This window comes from Vibrio sp. 1S139 (assembly GCF_041439475.1).
GTDB classification, from domain to species: domain Bacteria; phylum Pseudomonadota; class Gammaproteobacteria; order Enterobacterales; family Vibrionaceae; genus Vibrio; species Vibrio crassostreae_C.
This window is the reverse complement of the sequence record NZ_JBGOOD010000123.1, coordinates 1-4,828: the sequence shown is the minus strand read 5'-3', so window position 1 is coordinate 4,828 and position 4,828 is coordinate 1. Positions and strand designations below refer to the sequence as shown.

Annotated in this window: 4 protein-coding genes; all 4 read right to left on the bottom strand. The window is 40.7% G+C overall.

Translation table 11 applies throughout. From position 1 onward, the window contains the following. Positions 1 to 177: 177 nt before the first annotated feature. The 4 genes from ACED46_RS21400 to ACED46_RS21385 all read right to left on the bottom strand — a co-directional run bounded on the left by ACED46_RS21400 (position 178) and on the right by ACED46_RS21385 (position 4,754). Positions 178 to 354 (bottom strand): AlpA family transcriptional regulator, encoded by a 177-nt coding sequence (locus ACED46_RS21400; RefSeq protein ID WP_371714996.1) that lies wholly within the window; start codon positions 352 to 354, stop codon positions 178 to 180. A 62-nt stretch (positions 355 to 416) separates the two neighbouring features. Continuing rightward, complete coding sequence (locus ACED46_RS21395) at positions 417 to 1,748, bottom strand: McrC family protein (RefSeq protein ID WP_371722400.1); 1,332 nt, start codon at positions 1,746 to 1,748, stop codon at positions 417 to 419. Positions 1,749 to 1,798: 50 nt separating this feature from the next. After that, entirely contained in the window at positions 1,799 to 3,817 is a 2,019-nt protein-coding gene (locus ACED46_RS21390) for an MrcB family domain-containing protein (RefSeq protein ID WP_371722399.1), read from the bottom strand. Positions 3,818 to 3,869: 52 nt separating this feature from the next. After that, a complete protein-coding gene (locus ACED46_RS21385; protein ID WP_371722398.1) occupies positions 3,870 to 4,754 on the bottom strand; it encodes a DNA/RNA helicase domain-containing protein in 885 nt (294 codons plus the stop codon). Positions 4,755 to 4,828: the final 74 nt, after the last annotated feature.

The following is a 4,828-nucleotide window of genomic DNA, read 5'->3' as shown; positions in this document are numbered from 1 at the left end:
ACGTACGGTTCTTAGAGGGGCGGCACTTGGTAACAAGTGTCGTCTACTCGACAAATGTGAGTTACGATACCAACAGGTCGCCTGTACGATCTAGTCGTGACTAACCAGCGGGTGTATAAGATCGAGTATGAGTTACTGCATATAACTCATGACCTTTGAGCACTTATTAGCTGTCAGTCATCGCTGATTTAAACACTCTGTCATCCACTCTTCCACTTCATTGTCGAGCCAAGCAACAGCTCTTTCTCCTATAGGTGCGGGCTTAGGAAATGAGCCCTCACTTATCTTGCGATAAATAGAGGATCTGCTTAACGCAGTCTTTTTCATGACTTCTTTTATTTTAAGAAATCTCATTGGTATGCCTTATTTATAATTACTCGCGAAAATGTATACCTTTGTGACTTCAAGGAACCACATTAGTTAGGTGACCTTTGAGAGACTTCCGTTCTAGAGGTAAAATTGAAATCTAGTGGCCATCTGATGCCCGCATGTTTCTTCTCTGATATATCGAATGGTACGAGCCAAAGCTGATGCCCACCTCCCAACTCAAAGGGGAAATGCAGTGCTTCATCAAAGTTGTCTTGGCTAGGGTAAATCAGCACCACATCCTGACCACTTTCATCATCCGCAAGGTATTTTTTTGCATAAGCAAACAGTTGGTAAATATCCGATTGGGAGATATTTGAATTACTTAACTTGGTATTGAGAAGCTTCCACTTCGTATCGAGCACGACTTGATTGGTGTTCCCTTCCTTAATGATCAAGTCCGGGCGTAAACTGAATTTGTTTCTACCGTCATAACGGGCAAGGTACTCACCAGTAACTTGTGTATTAACACTGAGCTTAGGATGGCTGACCGCTAGTTGTTCTTTTAAAACTTTAGCAACGTAGTCTTCAAATACCTTTTCCATCGGGAACAAAAGAGAAGCTGCGTTAGCACTACCTTTCATCGTTTGTGGAGAAAAGCCTTCTAAGATTAGTCGACACCAGTCTAAAGGTATTTGGTAGTAACTCATCCCTCTATCAAGCCTGACTTTTGAAAAATCAACGCTGTAGTCCCTACTCTCTGGTATTTCATTAAATACAAAGTCTAGTTCTTGTAACAACTTCTGATTATCTGCACTCCGCGTATAACCTTTCACTCGTTTTAGAGCACTATGCATTAACCGGTTTACGGGACGATCGAGTAAGAACTCATCGTACTCACAGTAAAATTTATGCTTACTAATGGAATTATGCCTAACTTGTTTTCCTACATTCAGCTTCCCCTTTAAGAAACCTAAATTGTCTTCCCTACGCACATAGTCACTTCTTAAGCCACGTTTTACGAGCGTGTTCACCGACTGTAAGAATTGGCCTATAAATACCTCTAACAACGGCATTCTTTGGCGAGTAATATTAGCATTCGAGGTTTGAATATGTGAGAAACCTTTCAACGCACCTAACATTACTAGTAGTGTATGCCGAGCTTTCACATAAGCGTCATCATAGTTGTTGTCACTACCTTCATCTGTGAAGCCTTTTCCGATTTTAGGCAGGATTTCAATTTGCGTTTTATCTGGCGTGAACATAACTCCGGCATAGTTTTGAACTTGCAGAACTTCCATACCATTTCGACGACGTAATTGGAGAAGATTTCTTTCATTCTCATTACTTAAGCAAAGCTGCTTGAGATATTGATAGGCTGATACAGAGATAGCTTGAATGTGTGAAGATGTAGTCTGATCTTTCAGCACATCTTCACTCACTAAACAGTCATACTCGAAGAGAGTGATTTCTTACTTGGCTTTCACTAAGCTTACTCGCTATCTTTTGCGTAGATAGCTTTGAACGCTGTCGGGTTTTGCCAAACAGTCCCTTCCCCAAAAGGCTTGAATGAGTATGTCACTTTGCAATCCTCATACAGATCTAACCCATGTTCAGGGCCAAATAACTCACTGTAGAAGTCTTCTGTTCTTTGCAAAAATTGTAGTCCCTCGTCTTGTTTCAAACTGTCACCAAGGACTAAACGAATCTTGCTCCAATCTTCATAAAAATACTCTTCCAATAGTGGGATTATCTTGTTCTTAAATGCTGACTGTAGCTCGATAAACGCCTTGCCTTCATCAACCTCATTGAAAACAGGGAACAAGAAAGCATGACCGAGCGTATGCTCACGATCATAGAGAACTTCAATTCGCTTATTTAGTGTTTCTAGCAATTTAGATAAATTGATGCCCTTAACTTCTTTATCAGCAAAAAGCTTGGGGTTTGGCATCATCTCTTTAAAGTCAAAACGACGACGTAATGCAGTGTCCATCATGGCTAACGAACGGTCTGCCGTATTCATAGTGCCGATGATATATAAGTTATCTGGTACTGAGAAAGTATCACCAGAATAAGGTAGGGTGACTTCTAGCGGCTCCTGCGCACCTTTGCGCTTAGAAGGTTCAATCAAGGTAATCAGTTCACCAAAAATTTTTGATATATTACCTCGATTGATCTCATCGATAACTAATACATAGTTTTGGCGTTCTGTTTTGACTTCGCGCTTACTATGCGCAAGCTTTTCTAAATGCTTGATCAAAGCAGAATAGTAAGGGTTCAATCCTCCATTAATCACTCGATCACCATGAAAGATGTCTTTTAAGGTTTTTACACTCAAAGAATGAGTTGATTCGCCTTTGTCTTTTTCGAAGCGAATTGTGTTGTTATCGACATCAGTCACTATGAAAAACGTACGAACTGTGTCGACTCGAACGCCCTCTTCCAGTTCAGATAAACTATTTAAAAAACGCCCCCACAATGTATCAAAATCATCTTTCTCATCCGTGGTTTTGGTTTCTTGGTAGTCCTTAGCTTTTTCACAGAGCGCCTTAAATACACCCTCTTTTTCATAGTAAGAAATTTGACCGCCTTCTGTTTTAGCACTGAGCCCTTCCACAAACTCTTCATACCCATAGCTTTGATGGAATGTGACAAAACGAATTCGACCAACATCGGTCAATACTTTGTATTTTTTCTTTAGTGAGTCTCTTTGCTCTTCTGATACACCGGTTTCAGGATCAATGTTTATGCTGGCGTAAAAATCAGGATCAGCGGCTTGAACTGCAGCTTCGATAGTATGGTATGTTTTACCTGTTCCCGGTGGGCCATAGAGAATTTGATTTAAGGGAGCGGCATTTTTATTTACGCTGTTCTTGAACACGTCATACTCCTCTTTTGGCTCTTCAACCAGGGCTTTAGAATTCAATGGATAGTCATGTGCAATGTTTTCATAAACTGAAAGTAACGAGTCTAGATCCGAAATAAGCTCTTGATCAGAAGGAATAGACCCTACAGGGTAAAATTTGGCGACAACATTAGGTTCTTCATAAGATTTACCAGTAATTGTCTTTGCTTTTAAGTCTAGCGGACCTTTAGTCCAGCCTTTTTGAGTTAGCAACAATTCACAATATGGGTATATTGAGTCAGCGTTTTTCTTAGCTTCGTGCTTAGCCCCTCTGGTACCAAACTTTTCTTTTAGCTTGGTTGTACCTTGGTTAAGAGAAAGGTATACCCCGCTTCCATCAGCACAAAACAAATACACAGGGTAAATCCCGCCTTGAGTCGTCTGAGTTATAGCACTATGCAGGATAGAAACCCAAGGAACATCAGCCCAATTCCCAGCACCGATCGATCCCTTTAAAACAAAGGCACTCTCCTTGGTGCTAGCAATATTTTCTATTTCTTGAACAAGCTCGTTTCTAATAACTCGACCAAGACGGTGCCCAGAAAAGGCTTCCTTTTTAGCGCTCTGCCAGTTCTCAAGTACATCTTTTAGCTTTTCTCTTAACATTGTACCTACTACCTTTCTTATTATTTTCACCCTGAGCCAACAATATGAAGAACTAGAGTTCCTCCGCACCTGCACCTAAGAAATATTCGTAAGTTTCGTCGAACAGAGCCTCTTGAGGGAAATAAAACACTACGCCATCTCTACCTCTTGTCATCAGTACCCGGTAACTATTAAGCTTAATTTGAAAAGGGTTTTGAACATTTCTATTGCCTTTATGAAGAACCCAGCCACTGCCATTGTAGAGAAAGTCTTTTGCCCAGATTAGCACTGGCATATCAAGCTCTAACCCCTGGCAATCAAACTCACTAATTGTGCGCAGGAAACTACAACACGATGTCGAAGAACTAACGTCATCATGGAACCATGGGCCCAATGGTTGCTTGTTATACTTGATGTTGTCTGACGAACTTAACAAGCCGTACTTCTTGTTGGTGTTTTGATATCTATTGAGACAGTATCTTTTAGCTTTATCCAAATCTCTGGTTAGATAGATATTGAAACCGTCTTTAATCGTCTGCTTAGCCAGCGTAACATCCGGCTTACCATTCAAAGCACCTTCCACCCACTTAGGATATAAACTTGCGCTATGAGATCGTAAAGACTGATCTAAATTTAGCAATGGGTTTACTCGAACACGATTACTGCTCATGAATTGAAAATGATGCTCTAACGCTGGTGGGCAAAAAACAATCCAAAGCTCTTCACTACTTTTCAAAGCATCACACCAAAGAGAAATACCCACCTCTTCACCTACATAAATCTCTTGTCCCTCTCCAACTAGAGCGACATAGTGACAAGGCGTTTTATCTTTATCTGCGATCCTGATGATGCAAGAAGGCTCCGACATTTGGTAGTTCTTGTTTTTATTTTCGTCCCACATCCTCTGAGCTTCATCAAAAACAACCAAATTAGTGTGAGGGGTTGTATGATGCTTCATATATTCGAGCTTAAAGTCCTTTCATAGACAGAACCTTAAGCACTAAGCTCAGCGTAAATTCCGTCTAACGTAAT

Bases quoted from the DNA above. Each gene is read 5' to 3' on its own strand.
- ACED46_RS21390 (WP_371722399.1), bottom strand. From the start codon at position 3,817: ATGTTAAGAGAAAAGCTAAAAGATGTACTTGAGAACTGGCAGAGCGCT.
- ACED46_RS21385 (WP_371722398.1), bottom strand. From the start codon at position 4,754: ATGAAGCATCATACAACCCCTCACACTAATTTGGTTGTTTTTGATGAA.
- ACED46_RS21400 (WP_371714996.1), bottom strand. From the start codon at position 354: ATGAGATTTCTTAAAATAAAAGAAGTCATGAAAAAGACTGCGTTAAGC.